This window comes from Halorubrum hochsteinianum (genome assembly GCF_023702125.1).
Classification (GTDB): domain Archaea; phylum Halobacteriota; class Halobacteria; order Halobacteriales; family Haloferacaceae; genus Halorubrum; species Halorubrum hochsteinianum.
Map to the genome: position 1 here is coordinate 935,130 of NZ_CP098415.1, position 19,682 is coordinate 954,811.

The following is a 19,682-nucleotide window of genomic DNA, read 5'->3' on the forward strand; positions in this document are numbered from 1 at the left end:
CATTTATATGCGAAGCCGCGGCCAGCCGCCCCATGTTCGAGACGCACCTCGACGCCACGTACGCGTGGCTCGGCCTGGCCGTCGTGAGCGTCGCGACCGCCGGTGTGGCCGCGGCGTTCCCCGCCTCGCCGCCGCCCGACGCCGGCGGCGTCGCGCGCACGGTCGACTCGGTGGCCGACGGAGAGTACCCCGCGACGGCCGAGCACGGGATCGCGGCAGACCGGCTCCGGCTCACGGACGACTCCGTCTCGCTCGGCGACGACCGAGGAACGGCGCGGGCGACGCTCGACGCCCCGCGGATCACGCCGGTGGTACGGCCGGGAGCGACCGCGAACGCGACGACGGACGCGCGACTCCGTCGCGTGCTCGACGGCGTTCCCCCCGACGCCGCGTTCGACGATCCGGCGGCGTTCGCGGCGGCGGCCGAACGCGCGCGAGCGACCGACCCGGGATGGGTCCCGGCTCCGGACCGGATCACGGTCCGACGGGTCCACTACGGTGAGGTCCGCGTCACGCTCGTCGGGTGATCCCGCGTGTTCCGAGACCGTCTCCCGAGCGCGTCGGAGGGCACCGACAGACCGACCGCCCCGTTCTCCGCCGCCGACCGAGCGGCCGTCGAACCGGTCGCCGCGCTCGTCGCGGTGGTCGTCGTCGGGCTCGCCCTGGGGCTGTACGCCGGGGCGCTCGACGACGCCGCGCCCGATCGGTCCCGGCAGTCCGCGGACGCGGCGCTCGACCGCGTCGAGCGCGCGGCGACCGTCGGCGGCGTCGTCGACCCCGACCGGTTGCGACGGGTCGAGGCCCCGGGGACGGCGACCGCGGTCGAACTGGAGGCGGACGGCGAGCGCTGGCTGGCCGCGTCGGGCCCCGACGCACCGGGACCGCCGGGAGTCCGGTCTCCCGGAGCGGTCGCGGTCGCGGAGCGGCGGGTGACCGTCCGAGTGGGGCCCGGGAGGAACGTCCGCGGAACGCTCCGGGCGGTGGTGTGGCGGTGACCAGCACCGTTCTCGACGTGACCGTGCTGCTGCTCTGCGTCTCCGCGAGCGTCGTCGCGCTCGGGGCGAGCGACGCCGGCGGCCCCGGCGGCCCGGGCGCGAGCGACGCGGCGGACCGGCTGGTCACCGAGACCGCGAGCGTGACGTACGCCGATTCCGACGCGCCGAACGGAACGCGACGCGTCCACGCGACCCGCGCGGAACTACTCGCGTTGGTCGCCGAGCGGGACGCGGAGGACGCGTTCGACCGGCGAGTCACCGAGACCGTTCGCGCGGGGCTCGGTCCGCGGGCGCGGGTAGACGTGACGGTGGAGAGGGGCAGCGAGCGGGACGCGGGCGGCCCTCCCGCGCTCTCACCGGGCGACGCGTTCCGTCCCGCGTGGGTCGAGCGGCGGTCGTTCCCGCGTCCGATTGCCGACACCGCGGTGCCGGGATGGGCGATCGACGGACGGGCCTCGGAGGGGAGGTCGAACGAGCGCTCGGACGCGGTCGCCGTCGGCCCCGAGCCGCCGCGGAACGCGGACGTCACTCTCGCCGTCGTCAGACAGCCGATCCCGACCGATGTCGGCCGGGATCGGAACGGAGTCCGGTCGTCAGAAGGCGTCGTTCGGATCGTCGTTCGGAGGTGGTGAGCGTGGGGAGCCACCGCGCCGATCGGTCGCGCTGGCGACGCCCGCGGACGTTCGTCGTCGACGAGCGGGCACGGGTGCCCTTCGCACTGGTCGGCGTGCTGCTGCTCGTGACGAGTTCGGCGTACGCCGCCGGACTCGCCGATCAGGGGCTGGTCGGCGAGGACCGCCGCGTCGAGCGCGCCGTCGAGCGGGTCGACGCCGACGCCACCGCCGCGCTCAGAAGCGCGGCCCGGGAGGCCGCCCACGACGCGGCGGCGGAGCCCGTGACGCGCGCGCCGGACGGATCGGGACCGGCGTCTCTGGCGGTTCGGGAGCGCTCGGCCTTCGAGGACGCGTTCCGGATCCGACTCGCGATCGCCGGAATGGAGGCGCTGGACGCGGTCGAGAGCGATGTCGGCGGGGTCGAGGCGGACGCCTCGCTGCCGGCGGTCGAGTCGGCCGACGACCTCGTCGCCGCTCGGGAGCGCGTCCGAGTCGAACCGGTCGCGAACGGGACCGCGACGCGGGTGATCTTCGGGGGCGTCGAGACGACCGCGACCCGGGACGGCCGGACCGTCGTGAACCGGACGCGGCCGCGGACCGTCACGGTCGCCGTGCCGACGTTGGCCGCTCACGAGCGGACGGAGCGGTTCGAGACGCGCCTCGACCGCGGCCCCGTCGAGGGGGCGGGGCTCGGTCGACAGCTCACGGCGAGCCTCTACGCGATGGCGTGGGCGCGCGGATACGGGCAGTACGCCGGCGCGCCCGTCGAGAACGTCGTCGCGAACCGCCACGTCGAGCTGGCGACGAACGCCGGGATCGTCCGCGTCCAGCGCGACGTGTTCGGTGCCAGCGACCCCGACGCGCGCGGCGGCGTCGCCCGCGCGACCGCCCGGACCGGCGTGACGGACCTGCTGTCGCCGACCGGCGTCCACGAGGCCTCCTGGACGGACGCCGTCCTCGGAACCCCGACGCCGACGAGGGGAAGCGACGGGGCGGATGCGGCGGCGGACGGGGCGGATGCGGCGGCAGACGGGGATCGGAACCCGAGCGAGGACGCAGCGTTCGAGCGGTCGGCGGAGCCGGCGGACCGGAGCGCGTCGGTCGAAGTCGGCCACGCGGCCGACCGCGCCGCGACCCGGATCCACGACGACCTCGACGGGATCGTGCGGCGGAGCCACCGCGTCGAGGCGAGCGCGGAGACGGAGGCGACGCGGATCCGCGACGGGGGACCGGTGACGCCGGCGCGCCCGGGCTCGCTTCGCGACGAACCCTGGCGGCGGGTCGATACGACCGAGACGGAGCGGGTCCGCGTCGGGGACGGCAGCGGTCTCGAACCGGAGGCCGACCGCGAGACGGTGTCGGCCGGCGAGTCGGTGTCGTTCGGGGAGGCGACCCGGGAGGTCGTCGTCGAGCGGACGGCGACGGCGACGTGGGAGCGCCGGGTCGTCGAGCGCGGACCGAACGGGACGGTCCGGAACGTGAGCGTCGACCGGACCGTGACCCGCGACGAGGCGACGGACCGGTACCGCGTCCGGGTCTCGCTGACCGGGACGTACGCGCCGCGGGACGGCGCGCCCGACAGGCCGACGGCGACGTTCGGCGGCGGCCGCGACGTCGACGGGCCGGACCTCGCAGACACCCCGGCGGCCGCGGCCGCGGAGTTGAACGTCGAGACGGCCGGCGGCGTCGATCGGTTCGCGCGCGACGCCGTCGAGGACGGGGACGAGAGGCGAGCGGCGGTCGTGTACGGCGACCGGTCCGACGCGGACCTCGACCGGATCGCGACCGACGTCTCGTCGCTGTCGGAGCGCGTCCGCGACCTGGAGGCCGAGGCGTCGATGACCGACGCCGCGGTCGGCGAGTCGACCCCGTATCGGGACCTCGCCGCGACCGTGCGCGAGCGGCGCGACGCGCTCCGGGACGCGCCGTCGCGGTACGACGGGGCGGTCGACCGGGGTCGGGTCGCCGCCCGCGCCGCGTACCTCGACGCCGTGATCGAGGAGTTGGAGGCGGCCGCCGAGGACAGAGAGGAGGCGGCTGACGGCGTGCTAGACCGGGTGAACGACGCGTTCGGCGGCCCGCCGGTGGGCGAGGTGATCGCCAGCCGCGAGGCCGCCCGCGACCCTGGGACCTACGCTGTCGGCGACGGGGGGCCGGGCGGCGAGGTCACGTTCGCGCCGGAGGGATCGCCCGGATACCTCCCGCGGACGGCGGTCGACGGCGAACGCGTCGAGGGCGTCGATGGCACGACGACGCGGCCGCTCGCGACGCGGAACGTGAACTACGTCACGCTCCCGTACAGCGACGTCTCCGGCGGGATCGCCGACCGGATCCTCGGCACCGACGACACGGTCCGCCCCGACGTCGCCGGACGGTCGCTCCTCGCCGCGGACGAGGCGCTCGCCGCGGCCGACGACGACGACCTGCGCGCGGACCGGCGCGCGCTCGCCGGGCGGATCGACGACTCGCTTCGGCGCGTCGACGAGACGCTGGCGGCCCGGCTCGCCGAGCGGACAGGCCTCTCGCGCGAACAGCGGCGGACCGTGCTGGAGCGCGCCGCCTCGGAGTACGACTCGGTCGGGGAGCGTGCGGTCGCGGTCGGCGAGGGCGAGTACCCGGACCGGGTCGCGAGGGAGGCGGCCAGGGTCGGATCGCTGTCGAAGGCGGAGCGGATCGGACTCGCGGCGCACCTCCGCGTGGAGACGCGAAGTGCGGCGGGACGCGACGCGGTCCGGATCCCCGTCCGCTTCGTCGACGCGACCACGGCCGCGTCCCGGGAGATCCGACGGGGCGAGGTCGAATCGGCGATCGAGGCCCGCGCGAAGGAGGGAGTGGGGTCGGTGCCGGACGAGCGGGTTCCGAAGCCCGTTCGGACCGTCGGGGCGGGGCTGCCGGTCACGCCGGTCCCCGGGTACTGGGTGGCGACGGTCAACGCGTGGAACGTTCAGGTACGAGGCGAGTACCCGCGGTTCGCGCTCCGGGCGGACGTCGGCACGCCCGGGCGTCCGTTCGAGTACGTCAGAGAGGCGGGCGTGGTCCGGGTCGACGTGGGCGGCGAGTCCGTCGCGCTCGGCACCACGGAACCCGTCGCGTTCGAGACGCGCACGGTCGTCGCCGTGGCCGTCCCCGCGGGCCCGCCGGGCGTCGGCGACGTCGACGGCACGCGCGAGGAGGCGTCCGGCGGCTGGCCGTGTCCGGGGCCGCTGACCGCGTCGACGTCGGAAGCTGACGAGTGCACGGAGGGGTGAGCGGCGGAGTGTGACCGGAAAGTCGGGACGCGGAACGGCCGGAACGCGTCCGACCGCAGGCGTTTTGAGACGCCGCGCCGGAGTGGGACCATGTTCTACGAGGTCGTCGAGGACGGGTCCGGGTTCGATGCCGTCGACGCCGACGAGCCGGCGGCGGCGGACCTGCTCGACGCGTTCGAGGCGATGGTGACGGAGGCGGCGGCGAACGTGGAGGTCGACCGGCTCGTCGGCGAGGCCGGGCTGAGCGAGGCGGACGCGACCGCCGCCCGCGACGGAGAGGTCGACGGGATGTCGGTCGCTGACGCCGCGGCCGTCCTCGCGGCGGCCGACTCGGACCGCGACGCCGACGCGACGGTCGCGGAGGTCCGCGACCACCTGCTGATGGGGATGGCGACCGCCGTCCTCGACGTCGACGCGATCGCCGCGAAGATCGACGCCGACCTCACTGGACAGGAGGTCCAGCAGGCGCTGGAGGGGCGGACCGCGATGACGCTCGGACAGCTCGCGGAGATCCTCGCGGTCATCGAGCGCCGGAAGCCATGAGGGTCGTCGTCGTCGGCTGCGGCTACGTCGGGCTGGCGCTGGCGGGGCAGCTCGACGCCCGCGGCCACGCGGTGACCGGCGTCCGGCGGTCCGACGGCGGGCTCGACGCGGTCTCTGCCGTCAGCCCCGACGTCGAGGCCGTCCGCGCGGACGCGACCGAGCCGGAGTCGCTGGCCGCCCTGCCGGACGCGGACGCGGTCGTCTTCGCGGCCAGTTCCGGCGGTCGCGGCGCGGACGCGGCGCGGGACGTGTACGTCGACGGGCTGGCGAACGTCGTCGACGAGTACGGCTCGCGGGCGTCCCCGCCGGACAGGCTGGTGTACACCTCCTCGACCGGCGTGTACGGCGACCACGACGGCGGGTGGGTCGACGAGGAGACGCCGGTCGAGCCCACCACGGAGAAGACCCGCGTCCTCGCCGAGGCCGAGCGGATCGCGACGGAGCGCGCCGGAGACGCGGGGATCGACGGGACCGTGGTTCGGTTCGCGGGGCTGTACGGCCCGGACCGGTACAGGCTGGAACGGTACGTGGAGGGGCCGGTGACCGCCGGCTACCTGAACATGGTCCACCGCGACGACGCGGCGGGGTCGATCCGGCACCTGTTGGAGACGGACCGCGCGCGCGACCGGGCCGTCCTCGTCGTCGACGACGAACCGGTGGACAAACACGCGTTCGCCGACTGGCTCGCGGACGCCTGCGGCGTGGCGCGCCCGGAGAAGCTGTCGAAGGACGAGCGGATCGCGGCCGGGGACCTCTCCGCGGCCGCGGAGCGCCGGATTCGGACGAGCAAGCGGTGTTCGAACGGGCTGCTCCGCGACCTCGGTTACGAGTTCGTCCACCCGACGTTCCGGTCAGGGTACCGGGAGGCCGTGCGCGCGTACCGGGCGGCAACCGAGTAGCGCGACTCCGCGGGTCGGGAACCGCGCGGTCCCTGAGTCCCGCGATCGCGTTCGGTTCCGTCGCTTCCAGTCCGTCGGAACGGCAACGAAGGTTCATGTGTGGGGGGCGAGTGGCTACAACCCATGCGAGCGATGAGCGCGGCCGGTGACGGGTTCTCGCGGGCGGAAGCCGTGCTCCGGGAGAACCCGGAGATCGCCGTCGGGCTGGCGATCGTCGCCCTGGTCGCCGTCGCGGTCGCCGTCGTCGTGTTCCGCGCCCGTCGGACGCCCGGGGTCAGGTTCCGACGGCTGTTGGCCGACGAGGAGGAGATCACGGTGCTGATGCACCCGAACCCGGACCCCGACGCGATGTCGGCCGCCGTCGGGGTGGCGTCCCTCGCCGACCAGGTCGACGTCGACGCGACCGTCCAGTACCCCGGACAGATCCGTCATCAGGAGAACCGCGCGTTCCGGACCGTCCTCGACCTCGAACTGGAGCCGATCGAACACGTGAGCGACCTCGCGGCAGAGTCGGTCGTCTTAGTCGATCACAACGAGCCGCGGGGGTTCGCCGGGGCCGACGGCGTGTTGCCGATCGCGGTCGTCGACCACCACCCGGGCGACGGCGCGGGCGAGTCGTTCACCGACGTGCGGACCGACTACGGCGCGAGCGCGTCGGTCGTCGCCGAGTACTTTCAGGACAACGACGCGGTCCCCGTGCCGCCCGACAAACACGCGAGCGAGACGGCGAGCGACCTGACGCTGTCGACCGACACCGCGACGGGACTACTGTACGGGATACTGTCCGACACGAAACACCTCACCGTCGGGGCCAGCGAGCCGGACTTCGCGGCGGCCGCGTACCTCTACCCCGGCGTCGACCAGGACCGGCTCGACCGCATCGCGAACCCCGCGGTCGACGCGGAGGTGCTGGAGGTGAAGGCCCGCGCCATCGCGGGGCGGCGCGTCGAGGGGTCGTTCGGGGTCGCCGACGTCGGCGGCGTGAACAACGTCGACGCGATCCCGCAGGCCGCGGACGAGCTGATCCAGCTGGAGGGGGTCAGCGCGGTCGTGGTGATCGGCGAGCGGGACGGGACCGTCCACCTCTCGGGGCGGTCGCGCGACGACAGGGTCCACATGGGCAACGCGATAGCGGCGGTGTTGGACGACGTCGACAACGGGAACGGGGGCGGACACTCCCGGATGGGCGGCGGAACGATCGAACCGGAGATTGATCCCACGGGAGAGGGCGAGTCGACGACCGTCGACCGCGACGCGCTCGCCGACGGCCTGTTCCGGGCGATGGCGGGCGACGTGTGAGCGCGGATTATAAGTCCCGGGCCGCGGAGAATGCGGTATGAGCATCCCTGACGCGGTCGACGACGGCTGGCTGGCGCTCGTCGGCGTGGGGGCCGGCTACGCGCTCGCGGTCGGGCTGGTGTTCCTCCTGTTCTTCGTCGCGCCGTACCTGGCGGTCGCGGCGCTGTAGCGGAAGCTCTCGGGACGAAACGGCGTGAGAAAGGGAGACGGTGTCGAGAGCGCCCGGCCGGCCCGATCAGGCGAACGCCAGCGAGTCGTCGGCGTTCGAATCTTCGTCCTGCTGGAGCTTCTCGTGAGCTTCGAGGAAGTCGTCGAGCGTGACCTCCGTGCGGTCGTCGCGGATGGCGAACATCCCGGCCTCCGTACAGATCGCCTTGATGTCGGCCCCGGAGGCGTCGGGGGTCAGCTCGGCGAGTTCCGCGAAGTCGACCCCGTCGGCGAGGTTCATGTTGCGCGTGTGGATCTGGAAGATGATCTCGCGGCCCGCGGTCTCCGGCTTGGGCACCTCGATGAGGCGGTCGAAGCGGCCCGGCCGGAGGATGGCGGGGTCGAGCATGTCGAAGCGGTTGGTCGCGGCGATGATTCGGACCTCGCCGCGCTCGTCGAAGCCGTCCATCTCCGAGAGCAGCTGCATCATCGTCCGCTGGACCTCGGCGTCGCCCGAGGTCTTCGAGTCCGTCCGCTTCGAGGCGATCGCGTCGATCTCGTCGATGAAGAGGACCGCGGGCTGGTTCTCGCGCGCGACCTCGAACAGGTCGCGGACGAGCTTCGCGCCCTCCCCGATGAACTTGTGGACCAGCTCCGAGCCGGCCATCTTGATGAACGTCGCGTCCGTCTCGTTGGCGACCGCCTTCGCGAGCATCGTCTTGCCCGTCCCGGGCGGGCCGTACAGCAGCACGCCGCTCGGGGGCTGGATGCCGACGTCCTCGAACATGTCGGGGTGTTCGAGGGGCATCTCGACGGTCTCGCGGACCTCCTGCATCTGGTCTTCGAGGCCGCCGATGTCGGCGTAGGTGACGTCCGGGGAGTGCTCGACCTGCATCACGCGGGCGCGGACGTCGGTCTCCTTCTCTAACTTCTTGACCACCGACAGCGAGTTGTTGACCGCGACGCGGTCGTCGGGGTCGAGCTTCTCGCGCAGCTCGTCGGTGATCTCGGTGAGCGCCTCCTGGTTGTTCCCGTGCTGTTTGATCACCGCGCCGTCGGGCGTTATCTCCTGGACCGTCGCCACGAACAGCGGGGACTGTTTCAGCTTCTTGTTCTCGTGGGTGAGCCGTTCGAGCTTCTGCTGGTACTTGTTGTTCTCCGCGTTGGCGTCGAGAAGCTTGTCGCGCATCTCCTCGTTTTGCGACTCTAAGACGTCGAGCCGCTCCTGTAAGGAGTCGATCTTCTCCTGTTTCGACGCCGAGCCCTCGTCGTAGGGCATGTCGACGTCATCGACCGTGTCGCTCATTGTGTTTATGAAGGCGTCTCGCGGATAAGAGGCTTCGGGTGGGGGAACGACACGGTCCGCCTCGCCGGCGTCGACGGCGGACTGCGGCGGAGCACACCGCCGATGCCTCCGTCCTCCCAACCGCATTTAATGCTTCATAGTAATTAAAATGGATAGTAAATATTATCATACAGCATCCCAACGATCGAACCACGTATGAGCACGACCGATGCCGTCACCGCCGACGACGGAGCCGCGGACCGCTGGGCCGCCGTTCGCGACCTGCCGCCGAGCGCGAAGTTAGTCGCGAAGGTGCTGGACTACAACGACACGCTCACCCAGAGCGAACTGGCGGAGGAGACGCTGCTCCCGCCGCGGACCGTCCGGTACGCGCTGTCGCGGCTCGAAGACGAGGGCGTCGTCGACTCTCGATTCTCGTTCACCGACGCGCGCAAGCGGCTGTACTCGCTCTCCGTCTGATCCGACGGGCCGCGCTGGCCGGCGGATCCGACGGGCCGTGAGGGGACCGATCGGCCGAGCCTCGCCCGCCGGCCGACGGGAGGAGTGACGGTTTATGACCGATACCGCGCCAGTCGCCCCGTGGTCTCGACTACCGCCGTCAAGCGCGCGTTGGCCGCGCTCGCGACCCGCACAGACACCGCGAGGCGACCGTACATCGCCGTGATCGAGGAGGCCGACGCCGCGCGAACCGACCTGCGGCGCGCGGCGGGGTTCGTCGACGCCGGCGGTCTCGACCGGCTCGCGGACGCGGTCGACGCCGCCGAGCGCGCGGGCGACGCCGACGCCGCCGAACGGGGGCGAGCGGCGCTCGACGCATACCGGGAGTTCCGGCGGGCCGCCGCGGGAGCGGAGGGAACCGGCGACGGAGGGGTCGCGGTCGACGCCGACGACCACTTCCGCCCCGGCCCCGGAATCCCTAAGCCGGACACCGGCCAAGACGCGGACAGATGACACGGGTGATCCACACCGGCGACACCCACATCGGGTACTCGCAGTACCACTCGCCGGTCAGACGGCAGGACTTCCTCGACGCGTTCGAGGCCGTGGTCGACGACGCGGTCGACGACGGCGTCGACGCCGTCGTCCACGCGGGCGACCTCTTCCACGACCGCCGACCGGAGCTCCGCGACCTGATGGGGACCATCTCCGTCCTCCGCCGGCTCGACGACGCCGGGGTCCCCTTCCTCGCGGTCGTCGGCAACCACGAGTCGACCAGAGGCGGCCAGTGGCTCGACCTCTTCGAGCGCCTCGGCCTCGCGACCCGGCTGGGCGACGAGCCGGTCGTCGTGGGCGACACCGCCTTCTACGGACTCGACCACGTCCCCGTCTCGCGGCGCGACGACCTCGACTACGCGTTCGGCGACCACGACGCCGAGTACGCCGCCCTCGTCGCGCACGGCCTCTTCGAGCCGTTCGGCTACGCCGACTGGGACACCGAGACCGTGCTGACCGAGAGCGACGTGGACTTCGACGCCATGCTGCTCGGCGACAACCACACGCCGGACACCGCCGAGGTCGCCGACACGTGGGTCACGTACCCGGGATCGACCGAGCGCGCGAGCGCTGACGAGCGCGAGGGGCGCGGCTACAACCTCGTCGTCTTCGACCCGGACGCGGCCGGCGGCGACGACATCGTCGAGATCCGGCGTCGCGCGCTCGACACGCGGCCGTTCGTCTTCGTCTCCGTCGAACTCCGCGAGGGGGAAGGCGAGTCTCGGGTCCGCGAGCGCGTTCGCGAGTACGACCTCGCGGACGCGGTCGTCCACGTCGAGATCACCGGCGAGGGCGACCCGGTCACGCCGGCGGCCGTCGAGGAGTTCGCGACCGAGGAGGGCGCGCTGATCGCCCGCGTCGCGGACCGACGCGACGTCGAGGCCGACGGCGAGGTCGACGTGAGCTTCGCGGACCCCGAAGACGCCGTCCGCGACCGGTTGGACGAACTGTCGCTCTCGACCGCCGCGCGCGACGTGGAGTCGGCGGTCCGCTCGGACACCGTCAGCGACGCCAACGTCCGCGAAACGGTGAAACGACGGGTCGAGGAGCGGCTCGACGAGGATGACGGCCTCGGCGCGTTCGACCCAGTCGATCCGGACGCCGAGACCGACGAGGTCGGTGGAGGGGAGCAGGAAGCCGACGGCGACGAAGCCGAGCGGGAAGCCGACGGCGACGAAGCCGAGCGGGAAGCCGACGGCGACGACGGACCCGACGAGAGCGACGCCTCGGACGAACCGGACGCCGACGAGTCGGCCCCTGACCCGGCGTCGACCGACGGACAGGTCTCAATGGAGGACTACCTGTGAAGTTCGACCGCGTCCGTCTCGTCAACTTCAAGCCGTACGGCGACGCCGACCTGCGACTGACCGAGGGCGTCACCGTCATCCACGGGCTCAACGGCAGCGGGAAATCCTCGCTGTTGGAGGGCTGCTTCTTCGCGCTGTACGGCTCGAAGGCGCTCGACGGCACCCTCGAAGACGTCATCACGAACGGCGAGGAGGAGACCGAAGTCGAACTGTGGTTCACCCACGACGGCGTCTCCTACCGCGTCGAGCGACGTCTCAAGGCCTACGACGGCCGGATCGATCACAAGTGTACGCTCGAATCGACCGACGGGAGCGACGTGACCCGCGACGGCGCGCGAGCGGTCCGCGAGTTCGTCACGGAGCTGCTGCGGATGGACGCCGAGGCGTTCGTCAACTGCGCGTACGTCCGGCAGGGGGAGGTGAACAAGCTGATCAACGCCACGCCGCGCGAGCGGCAAGACACGATCGACGACCTGCTCCAACTGGGGAAGCTAGAGGAGTACCGCGAGCGCGCCGGGGACGCTCGGCTCGGCGTCGAGGACGTGCTGGAGAACCGGCGCGGGCGGCTCGACCAGCTCGACGAGCAGATCGCCGCGAAGGAGGACCGGGATCTCCACGGGCGGCTCAACGAACTCGAGGGGGAACTCGGCGAGGTCACGGCGGAGATCGAGCGCTACGAGACCCAGCGGGAGCAGGCGAGGGAGACGCGCGAGGCCGCCGCGGAGACGCTGTCGACGTACGCCGAGAAACGCGAGAAACTGGAGGCGGTCGAGGCCGAGATCGACGAGATCGAGGCGTCGATCCGGAGCGCCGAGCGCGAGCGCGACGACCACCGGGACGCGATCCGCGAGACCCGCGAGCGGATCGAGGAGATCGAGACCGCGATCGACGGGCAACTCGACGACGCCGGACTCGACGCGGCGAGCGAGGCGGCGATCGGGGAGCGGCGCGCCGAACTCGACGATCGGGAGGCCGAGATCCGCGACGACCTCGACGAGGAGCGGGTGAACGCCGAGGCGCTCCGGAATCAGGCGACGAACCTCGCGGGGAAGGCCGACGACCGCGTCGAGCGGGCCGACGAGGTCGAGTCGGAGGCCGACGGCCTCGCGGACGAGGCCGAGGCGGCCGACGAGGCGGCCGACGAGCGGGAGTCGTCGATCGAGGAACTCACCCAGGAGGCGGAGGCGTTGCGCGAGCGGTTCGCGGCCGCCGACGCCGACGTCGATCGCGACGGCGTCGAGGAGGAGCGGGAGTCGCTGCGCGACGAGCGCGGGGAGGTCCGCGAGCGGGTCGCCGAACTGTCGACGGAGCTGAAGAACGCCCGCGAGCGCGTCGAGGAGGCCGAGGAGCTGCTCGCCGCGGGGAAGTGCCCCGAGTGCGGGCAGCCGGTCGAGGACTCGCCGCACGCGAGCGGGATCGACGAGGACCGCGAGCGCGTCGCGGGGCTGGAGTCGGAACTGGAAGACGCCCGCGAGCGCGAGGCGTCCCTCGACGAGCGGATCGCGGAGCTCGACGAACTGGCGAGCGCCGCGGACCGGCTCGACGAGATCGACGAGGCGGTCGAGACCCTCGGCGACCGGGCGGCGGAGAAGCGCGAGGAGGCGGAGCGGAAACGCGAGGCGGCGGCGGAGAAGCGCGAGCGCGCCGTCGGTCTCCGCGAGGAGGCCGAGGAGACCCGCGAGGTCGCCGCGGAGAAGCGCGAGGAGGCCGAGGCGGCCGCGGAGCGGGTCGAGGAGCTGGAGGCGTCGCTGTCGGCGGTCGACGACGCCCGCGAGGCGGTGACCACGACCGAGGAGCGGCTCGGAGCGATCGCCGACGCGGAAGACGAGATCGAACGCCGACGCGAGAAGCGCGAGAACCTGAAGGAGGTGAACGACGAGCGGCGCGACCGGCTCGCGGACAAGCGCGAGCGCCGCGACGAGCTCGCGGACGCGGTCGACGAGTCCGCGGTGGAGACGGCGAGAGAGCGGAAGCAGGACGCCGAACGGTACCTCGAAGAGGTCGGCGAAGAACTCGACCGCCTCGGCGAGCGACGGACCGAACTCCAGAACGCGATCGGCGGCGTGAAGGGCGAGCTCCGAGAGCTGTCGGAGCTCCGCGAGGAGCGCGAGGCGTTCGCCGACCGCGTCGCGGCGCTCGAAGCCCTCCACGACGAGACGAGCGAACTGGAGTCGATGTACGGCGACCTGCGCGCGGAGCTCCGCCAGCGCAACGTCACCGAACTGGAGCGCACCCTGAACGAGACGTTCGAACTGGTGTACGGCAACGACGCCTACTCGCACATCGAGCTCGACGGCGAGTACGTCCTCACCGTCTACCAGAAAGACGGCGAGCCGCTTGACCCGGAACAGCTCTCCGGCGGCGAGCGCGCCCTGTTCAACCTCTCGCTGCGCTGTGCGATCTACCGGCTGCTCTCGGAGGGCATCGAGGGCGCGGCACCGACCCCACCCCTCATCCTCGACGAGCCGACCGTCTTCCTCGACTCCGGCCACGTCTCGCGGCTCGTCCGGCTCGTCGAGGAGATGCGCGGCTTCGGCGTGGCGCAGATCGTCATCGTGAGCCACGACGACGAGCTGGTTGGCGCGGCCGACGAGCTGGTCACCGTCGAGAAGGACCCGCGCTCGAACCGCTCGACGGTCCGCCGGGAGGACGCGGCGGAGCTCGGCGTTGCGGAACTCGCCGACGACTGAGCGGGCGTCGCGGCGGACGGGACGATCCCGGGTCGGACCGGCCGGGTACGGGCGGGGTCGGTCCGTTGGCGTCGGCGGCTACGCCTGCGTTGGGCTGAACGCGTAGACGAACGCGCCGAGAGCGCCGCCGACGGCCAGCCCGCCGTACAAGGGGAGATACCGCCACGAAGTGGTCGAGGAGTACCGGAACGCGCCCACGGCGGCGACCCCCGCGAGGCCGACGGACGCGTACAGCACGGGCGGTCCCGCCAGTCCGAGTCGATGGGCCAGGACCCGTTCCGAGACGAGCGGAGAGAGGAGTCCGCAGCAGACCGCGAGGAGTCCGGCGGTGACGCGGCGATCCGGCCGAAGCGTCATGAACGGAGATAGCCGGAAGGACCGTAAGTGCTTTTTGTCGGCGTCGAGTGCGCAGGTCGGCCGGATTCAGTCGTCGTCGCGCTCGCCGCCGCGGTCGCCCCGGAGCGACGCCATCGCCTCGACCGCGACCGGGGTCGCCTCGTAGCCCCGCCGGCCCGCGACCTCGGCCTCCCCGACCAGTCCGGCGGCGCGGAACTCGGAGAGCGCACCGTGGAGGTCCGACTCGCCCAGTCGGACGCGTCGAGGAGGTCGATCGCGGCGATCGGCCCCTCGTCGACGACCACCGCGAGCAGGCCGAGCGACCGGTCGTCGCGGACCGCACCGAGCGTCCGCCGGACCGGCTCGGGGACGCCCGACGCGGCGGTCGCGAGCGGCGACTCGCCGTCGACGACGCGGAGGTCGTCGTTGTCGACGTACCGCTCCTCGCCGGTTTCGGGGTCGCGCACCCGGCTCGACTCGGCGGAGCGTTTCACGAGGAGGTACGTCTCGCCGTCGTCGTCGCGGACCGTCTGCATGGTCGAACAGGCGCGCGTGTCGGACATTACGCTTCCGGGGTCGAGTCGGGGACCGGGTCGTTCTCGTCCGCTTCCGCGTCCGCAGTCGACGCGCCGCTCTCGCCGTCCTTCGAGTCCGACTCGTCGGCGTCGTCCCGGGACCGCTCCCACGCCCGGTACGTCTGGTAGGTCCGCACGCTCGCGAGGAGGCCGCCGACGAACAGGCCGGCACCGATCCGGGACCAGCCCTCGAAGAACCACACCATCGGGCCGAGCGCGACGAGGAGGACGGCGGCGTTGGCGTAGATCACCGCGACGACGAACGCGCGGAGCGTGCCGGAGTCGACGTCGCTCGCGCCCTCGAAGTCTCCGCCGTCGTCGAACGTCTTCACCGAGGGGGCCTCAGGGATGTCGGGCGTCATCTCGCGCTCGGCGTCGGAGCTCTCGCCGACGGAGATCTCGCCCTCGTCGTCCTCGTCGAGGCTGAACACGCCCGAGCCTACGCCGCGCCGGGGCAAAGGGGTTCCGTCCGAACGCGGCGCTGACGGGAACGGGCGGGGCCGCAGGGACATCGGGCGGGCGAGCGGGACCGCGGAGGCGTCGAGGGGTCGACGCGCGGCGCTCGCGGTCAGACCGCGTCGGCGAGCCGCACCGTTCGGCTCGCTTCGACCCACGCGAGGGGGTTCGTGGCGTCGAAGATCACCACGTTCCCGTCGTCCTCGTACACCTCCACCTCGTCGTCGACCGTGTCGGAATCGGCCGGGCGAGCCGCCTGAGAGTCGGAACGTGGGTCCGAAGACATACCGCGTGGTAAGCCGTCACACATTAAATGCCTTTCCGTGGCGGGGGACCTCGCCGGACCCGAAAGCCGAGTTTTTTAGCCGGGTGACGCCGAAGCACGGGTATGACTCAGTCGGGGCTGTCGGACTTCTCGTCGACCGGAGACGCGGGCGACGGGGCCGACGGCGACACGGACACCGAACGGGAGGAGCTGGCCGCACAGGAGGCGGCCGTCGTCGCCGGCGGCGGGCGCGGGCGCGTCAGCGACGTGGTCGACGTCGACGAGGCGAAGTTCCCGGAGTCGACGGGAACCGTCGAGCTGATGATCACCCAGGTCGACTACGCCGTCGAGGGGTACGGCAGCGACGAGTACCCGGTCGTCCACGTGTTCGGCCGGCGGCCCGCGGCGAACGTCGACGACGCCGAACACGACGCCGTCGAGCACGTCCGGGTGCTCGGGGTGGAGCCGTACTTCTACGTCCCGACCGCCGACCTCGACAGCGACCCCGTCGAGGAGTACGACGTGGTGATCGGGACCCGCGAGGAGGGGCCGGACGGCGAGCCGTACGAGAGCATCCGCGGCGAGCCGCTCACCCGGATCGTCACGCGGACGCCCCGCGACGTGGGGAACATCCGCGACGACTTCCGGACAACGTTCGAGGCGGACATCCTCTTCCCGAACCGATTCCTGATCGACAACGGGATCAACGGCGGGATCCGCGTCGAGGAGCGGCGGCTCGACGACGAGGACGGGACGATCCAAGTCCATCAGGGCCACCTCGAACCCGCCGACGTCGACGCCGACCTCCGCGTGAACACCTTCGACATCGAGGTCGACGACCGCCGCGGCTTCCCAGAGGACGGCGAAGAGCCGATCATCTGTCTCACCAGCCACGACTCCTACGACGACGAGTACGTCGTCTGGCTGTACGACGCCCCCGAGGCGGAGGTGCCGTCCCCGGAGGACCTCCCCGACTACGAGGGGATCGTCGGGGAGGAGGACGGGAACGGCGAGGACGCGGCGCTCGACTTCGAGGTCCGGACCTTCGAGGAGGAGGCCGCGATGCTCGACGCGTTCGTCGCGTACATCGACGAGACGGACCCGGACGTGCTGACCGGGTGGAACTTCGAGGACTTCGACGCCCCGTACGTCCTCGATCGGCTGGAGGTGCTCGACGACGGGAGCCAGTACGACCTCTCCGTCGACCGGCTCTCCCGGATCGGCGAGGTGTGGCGCTCCGGCTGGGGCGGCCCGGACATCAAGGGCCGGGTCGTCTTCGACCTGCTGTACGCCTACAAGCGCACGATGTTCACGGAGCTGGAGTCGTACCGGCTCGACGCGGTCGGGGAGCGCGAACTCGGCGTCGGCAAGGAGCGGTACACGGGCGACATCGGCGATCTGTGGGAGCAGGACCCCGAACGCTTACTGGAGTACAGCATCCGCGACGTGGAGCTGTGCGTCGAGATCGACCGGACGCAGGACGTGATCGCCTTCTGGGACGACGCCCGGAAGATCGTCGGCTGTAAGCTGGAGGACGCCACGACCCCCGGCGACGCGGTCGACATGTACGTGCTCCACATGGCCTACGGGAACTTCGCGCTCCCGTCGAAGGGGCAACAGGAGGCCGAGGAGTTCGAGGGCGGCGCGGTGTTCGAGCCGATCTCCGGCGTCCGGGAGATGGTGAGCGTGCTCGACCTGAAGAGCCTCTACCCCATGTCGATGGTGACGATCAACGCCTCGCCGGAGACGAAGGTCGATCCGGAGGAGTACGACGGCGAGACGTACCGCACCCCGACTGGCGTCCACTTCCGGAAGGAGCCTGACGGCATCATCCGGGAGATGGTGAACGAGCTGCTCGACGAGCGCGAGGAGAAGAAGGCGCTCCGCAACGAGCACGACCCGGGGACCGAGGCGTACGAGCAGTACGACCGACAGCAGGGGGCGGTCAAGGTGCTGATGAACTCGCTGTACGGCGTGTTCGGCTGGGACCGGTTCCGGCTGTACGACCGGGAGATGAGCGCGGGCGTCACCTCCACCAACCGCGAGGTGATCGCCTTCACCGCCGACGTGACCGACGAACTTGATAGGAAAGTTACATACGGGGACACCGACAGCGTCATGCTTTCACTTGGTGACCTATCGAAAGAAGATGCGATCGAGACCTCCTTCGAGATCGCGGACCACATCAACAGCCGGTACGACGACTTCGCGCGCGAGGAGCTGAACGCCGACTCGCACCGCTTCGAGATCGAGTTCGAGAAGCTCTACCGGCGCTTCTTCCAGGCGGGCAAGAAGAAGCGGTACGCGGGCCACATCGTCTGGAAGGAGGGGAAAGACGTCGACGACATCGACATCACCGGCTTCGAGTACAAGCGCTCGGACATCGCGGGAATCACCAAGGAGGTCCAGCAGAACGTCATCGAGACGATCGTGACGGGCGATAACATCGACGAGGACATGCAGGAGGTGAAGTCGTACCTCGTGGACGTGATCGCCGAGGTGCTCGACGGCGAGATAAGCGTCGAGGAGATCGGGATCCCGGGCGGGATCGGGAAGAAGCTCGACGCCTACGAGACGCCGACCGCGCAGGTCCGGGGGGCGAAGTACGCCAACATGATGCTCGGGACCAACTTCGGGAGCGGGTCGAAGCCGAAGCGGCTGTACATCGAGAAGGTCCATCCCGACTTCTGGGCGCGGATGGAGGACGAGGAGGACCTCGACCCGCAGCGCGACCGCCTCTACGGGGAGTTCAAGCGCGATCCGGACGTGATCTGCTTCGAGTACGCGGACCAGGTGCCCGAGGAGTTCGAGGTCGACTGGGAGAAGATGCTCGACAAGACGCTGAAAGGGCCGATAGAGCGCGTGATCGAGGCGCTCGGGATGTCGTGGGAGGAGGTCAAGACGGGGCAAGAACAGACCGGACTCGGCTCGTTCATGTGACCGTTGGCGAGCGAGAACGCCGTCTATCGAAAGCAGTTTTCGATCGGTAGAAAATTTCTTGGTCGATCTGCGAGTTTTGACGGGGAGATGCGTAACCATTAACCCCCTCAACTCCTACTGTTAGTGTACGAGGCACGAGAATACATATGGCTACTCTCGAAATCAACAATCTCCACGCACGAGTGGCGGAAGAGGGCGGCGAACGCATCCTTCTCGGGGTCGACCTGACCGTCGAGTCCGGCGACATCCACGCGCTGATGGGACCGAACGGGTCCGGGAAATCGACGCTCGCGAAGGTCATCGCCGGCCATCCCGCCTACGAGGTGACCGACGGCGAGATCCTCCTCCACCTCAGCGAGGAGGACGTCGCCGACGTCGACGTCGACCTCGACGACGAGGACTACCACTGGGAACTCCTCGATCTGGAGCCGAACGAGCGCGCCGCGCTCGGCATCTTCCTCGGCTTCCAGTACCCCGCGGAGATCGAGGGCGTCACCATGACGAACTTCCTCCGGCAGGCGCTCAACGCGAAGGCGGACGAGCGCGAGGAGCTGTTCGGCGAGGAAGACGAAGCGGAGGAGGCGGAGGACGACGAAGGCTACGAGACCTCCCCGATGGAGGGCCCCGCGGACGACGGCGAGATCGGCGTCGCCGAGTTCCAGGAGATCCTCTCGGAGAAGATGGAGCTCCTCGACATGGACGAGAAGTTCATGCAGCGCTACCTCAACGCCGGCTTCTCCGGCGGCGAGAAGAAGCAGAACGAGGTCCTCCAGGCCGCGATGTTGGAGCCGAGCGTCGCCGTGCTCGACGAGATCGACTCCGGGCTCGACATCGACCGCCTGAAGGACGTCTCGAAGGGGATCAACGCGCTCCGCGACGAGCAGGGCACGGGCATCCTCCAGATCACTCACTACCAGCGCATCCTCGACTACGTCGAGCCGGACCACGTCCACGTCATGCTCGACGGCGAGGTCGTGAAGAGCGGCGGCGCGGAGCTCGCCGAGAAGCTCGAAGACGAGGGGTACGACTGGGTCCGCGAGGACGCCTTCGAGGCGGCGTAACCGAATGT

Annotated in this window: 18 protein-coding genes and 1 pseudogene; 14 read left to right on the forward strand and 5 right to left on the reverse strand. The window is 71.1% G+C overall.

Annotated features, from left to right (window positions below; genetic code table 11):
* The first annotated feature begins 32 nt into the window (after positions 1 to 32).
* The 8 genes from NAF06_RS04610 (at position 33) to NAF06_RS15465 (ending at position 7,767) form a co-directional block, all read left to right on the forward strand.
* A complete protein-coding gene (locus tag NAF06_RS04610) occupies positions 33 to 527 on the forward strand; it encodes a DUF7283 family protein (protein ID WP_008582618.1) in 495 nt (164 codons plus the stop codon).
* 6 nt (positions 528 to 533) lie between these two features.
* Positions 534 to 995 carry a DUF7285 family protein gene (locus NAF06_RS04615; RefSeq protein WP_008582619.1) on the forward strand — a complete coding sequence of 154 codons (462 nt, stop codon included), beginning with the start codon at positions 534 to 536 and terminating at the stop codon, positions 993 to 995.
* Positions 986 to 1,627, forward strand: a complete 642-nt coding sequence (locus tag NAF06_RS04620; RefSeq protein WP_008582629.1) for a DUF7284 family protein — start codon at positions 986 to 988, stop codon at positions 1,625 to 1,627. Before NAF06_RS04615 ends, NAF06_RS04620 begins: the two co-directional genes overlap by 10 nt.
* Positions 1,621 to 4,857 carry a DUF7286 family protein gene (locus tag NAF06_RS04625; RefSeq protein ID WP_008582630.1) on the forward strand — a complete coding sequence of 1,079 codons (3,237 nt, stop codon included), beginning with the start codon at positions 1,621 to 1,623 and terminating at the stop codon, positions 4,855 to 4,857. Before NAF06_RS04620 ends, NAF06_RS04625 begins: the two co-directional genes overlap by 7 nt.
* A gap of 90 nt (positions 4,858 to 4,947) precedes the next feature.
* Entirely contained in the window at positions 4,948 to 5,400 is a 453-nt protein-coding gene (locus NAF06_RS04630) for a DUF5791 family protein (RefSeq protein ID WP_008582631.1), read from the forward strand.
* Positions 5,397 to 6,299 (forward strand): NAD-dependent epimerase/dehydratase family protein, encoded by a 903-nt coding sequence (locus tag NAF06_RS04635; protein ID WP_008582632.1) that lies wholly within the window; start codon positions 5,397 to 5,399, stop codon positions 6,297 to 6,299. The genes NAF06_RS04630 and NAF06_RS04635 overlap by 4 nt, the downstream gene beginning before the upstream one ends.
* Before the next feature lie 123 nt (positions 6,300 to 6,422).
* Positions 6,423 to 7,598 carry a DHH family phosphoesterase gene (locus NAF06_RS04640; protein ID WP_008582633.1) on the forward strand — a complete coding sequence of 392 codons (1,176 nt, stop codon included), beginning with the start codon at positions 6,423 to 6,425 and terminating at the stop codon, positions 7,596 to 7,598.
* A gap of 37 nt (positions 7,599 to 7,635) precedes the next feature.
* Positions 7,636 to 7,767 (forward strand): hypothetical protein, encoded by a 132-nt coding sequence (locus tag NAF06_RS15465; RefSeq protein WP_008582634.1) that lies wholly within the window; start codon positions 7,636 to 7,638, stop codon positions 7,765 to 7,767.
* Positions 7,768 to 7,833: 66 nt separating this feature from the next.
* Here NAF06_RS15465 and pan1 read toward each other — a convergent pair whose 3' ends face one another.
* On the reverse strand, positions 7,834 to 9,051 hold the full coding sequence (gene pan1, locus NAF06_RS04645; protein ID WP_008582635.1) for a proteasome-activating nucleotidase Pan1: 1,218 nt from the start codon (positions 9,049 to 9,051) through the stop codon (positions 7,834 to 7,836).
* A gap of 195 nt (positions 9,052 to 9,246) precedes the next feature.
* Here pan1 and NAF06_RS04650 point away from each other — a divergent pair, with 195 nt between their 5' ends.
* From NAF06_RS04650 to rad50, 4 genes are all read left to right on the forward strand, one after another.
* Entirely contained in the window at positions 9,247 to 9,510 is a 264-nt protein-coding gene (locus NAF06_RS04650) for a helix-turn-helix domain-containing protein (protein WP_008582636.1), read from the forward strand.
* A 120-nt stretch (positions 9,511 to 9,630) separates the two neighbouring features.
* On the forward strand, positions 9,631 to 10,002 hold the full coding sequence (locus tag NAF06_RS04655) for a DUF7966 family protein (RefSeq protein ID WP_008582637.1): 372 nt from the start codon (positions 9,631 to 9,633) through the stop codon (positions 10,000 to 10,002).
* Positions 9,999 to 11,351, forward strand: coding sequence for a DNA double-strand break repair protein Mre11 (gene mre11 / locus NAF06_RS04660; RefSeq protein WP_008582638.1), 1,353 nt, complete (start codon positions 9,999 to 10,001; stop codon positions 11,349 to 11,351). Before NAF06_RS04655 ends, mre11 begins: the two co-directional genes overlap by 4 nt.
* Positions 11,348 to 14,041, forward strand: coding sequence for a DNA double-strand break repair ATPase Rad50 (rad50, locus tag NAF06_RS04665; RefSeq protein ID WP_008582641.1), 2,694 nt, complete (start codon positions 11,348 to 11,350; stop codon positions 14,039 to 14,041). The genes mre11 and rad50 overlap by 4 nt, the downstream gene beginning before the upstream one ends.
* Before the next feature lie 78 nt (positions 14,042 to 14,119).
* On the opposite strand, the gene NAF06_RS04670 is transcribed toward rad50, so the two are convergent.
* The 4 genes and pseudogenes from NAF06_RS04670 to NAF06_RS04685 form a co-directional block, all read right to left on the reverse strand.
* Positions 14,120 to 14,398, reverse strand: coding sequence for a hypothetical protein (locus NAF06_RS04670; RefSeq protein WP_008582644.1), 279 nt, complete (start codon positions 14,396 to 14,398; stop codon positions 14,120 to 14,122).
* 66 nt (positions 14,399 to 14,464) lie between these two features.
* Positions 14,465 to 14,913 (reverse strand): annotated as a pseudogene (locus NAF06_RS04675) (DUF7346 family protein).
* A gap of 26 nt (positions 14,914 to 14,939) precedes the next feature.
* Positions 14,940 to 15,383, reverse strand: coding sequence for a DUF7322 domain-containing protein (locus tag NAF06_RS04680; RefSeq protein WP_008582647.1), 444 nt, complete (start codon positions 15,381 to 15,383; stop codon positions 14,940 to 14,942).
* Between the two features lie 137 nt (positions 15,384 to 15,520).
* The gene (locus tag NAF06_RS04685) at positions 15,521 to 15,694 is read right to left on the reverse strand and encodes a DUF7331 family protein (RefSeq protein ID WP_008582649.1); all 174 of its coding nucleotides are present in this window, start codon (positions 15,692 to 15,694) and stop codon (positions 15,521 to 15,523) included.
* 102 nt (positions 15,695 to 15,796) lie between these two features.
* On the opposite strand from NAF06_RS04685, the gene NAF06_RS04690 reads away from it, so the two are divergent.
* Together NAF06_RS04690 and NAF06_RS04695 are read left to right on the forward strand one after the other, a co-directional pair.
* Positions 15,797 to 18,613 carry a DNA-directed DNA polymerase gene (locus NAF06_RS04690; protein ID WP_008582652.1) on the forward strand — a complete coding sequence of 939 codons (2,817 nt, stop codon included), beginning with the start codon at positions 15,797 to 15,799 and terminating at the stop codon, positions 18,611 to 18,613.
* A 146-nt stretch (positions 18,614 to 18,759) separates the two neighbouring features.
* The gene (locus NAF06_RS04695; RefSeq protein ID WP_008582658.1) at positions 18,760 to 19,674 is read left to right on the forward strand and encodes an ABC transporter ATP-binding protein; all 915 of its coding nucleotides are present in this window, start codon (positions 18,760 to 18,762) and stop codon (positions 19,672 to 19,674) included.
* The last annotated feature ends 8 nt before the right edge of the window (positions 19,675 to 19,682 follow it).